Consider the following 951-nt stretch of genomic DNA (forward strand, 5'->3'; position numbering starts at 1 on the left):
TGGCGGCCCGCCGCGCCCATCGCCGCCGCGCTGTCGCTCATCACCGGCACGCCCCAGCGGCCGCAGGCCTCGACGATCGCCGGCAGGTCGGCGCATTGCCCGTAGAGATCCACCGGCACCACCACGCGCGGCAGCCGCCCGCGGCGCGCGGCCCGCGCCAGCTCCTCCGCCACCAGCCCTGCCTCGAGCGTGAAGCCGGGGCCGGTCGCGTCGAGAAAGCGCGGCACCGCGCCCATCTGCACGGCCGGCGCGACGGTCGCGACGAAGGTCGCGCTCGGCGCCCAGACCTCGTCGCCCGGCGCCACGCCGAGCACGCGATAGCCGAGATGCAGCGCCGCCGTGCCGGACGCGGTGGCGAGCACGGCGCCGAATCCCGTCGCCTCCGCCACCGCCGCCTCGAACGCTGCCGGCGCGGGGCCGGCGGGCGCGAGCCATCCGGCCTCGAGCGTCGCGCGCAGGCTGTCCAGTTCGCACCCGGTGAGGCTTGGCGGCGACAGGTGCAGGCGTTCGACCGCGCGCCCGGGGAAAGGCAGGATCGAAACGGCGCGCAGCGCCTCAGGGGTTGGCGCGAATTGGACGGACACGTCGAGGCGCCCTTGTTGACAATGCCACCATGCGACAAGCGCGCGTGTCGAGGACGTGAAAGGGGCGTCAAGCCACGTGAAAACAAGTGCTTGTTCACAATCGCTGACGGAACAGTCACTGACGACGCGCGCGGCGCGCCTCACGCGCAATCTCCGCCGCCGAACGGCGGCATCGTCGCATGGCCCGGCGCCTGCGCGCCGCGGCCGCCCAGCCAGACGCGCAGCGTGCCCGCCAGCAGGCGCAGGTCGCCCGCGAAGGTGACACCCGCCTCGACATAGCGCGCGTCGCGCTCCAGCCGCTCCGGCCAGTCCACCGCGTTGCGCCCCGCCGCCACGCCGGGGCCCGCGACGCCGGGCCGCACGCGCA

General features: G+C 75.4%; 1 protein-coding gene and 1 pseudogene. Both read right to left on the minus strand.

The window, feature by feature from the left end; translation table 11 throughout:
* Positions 1-584, minus strand: a 584-nt coding sequence (locus L2I40_RS23745) for a DegT/DnrJ/EryC1/StrS family aminotransferase (RefSeq protein ID WP_237217810.1), incomplete at its 3' end; no start/stop codon positions are given.
* A 140-nt stretch (positions 585-724) separates the two neighbouring features.
* Positions 725-951: pseudogene (locus tag L2I40_RS23750) on the minus strand (sugar transferase); the annotation flags it as partial.

It is taken from the genome of Falsiroseomonas oryziterrae (genome assembly GCF_021864505.1).
Classification (GTDB): domain Bacteria; phylum Pseudomonadota; class Alphaproteobacteria; order Acetobacterales; family Acetobacteraceae; genus Falsiroseomonas; species Falsiroseomonas oryziterrae.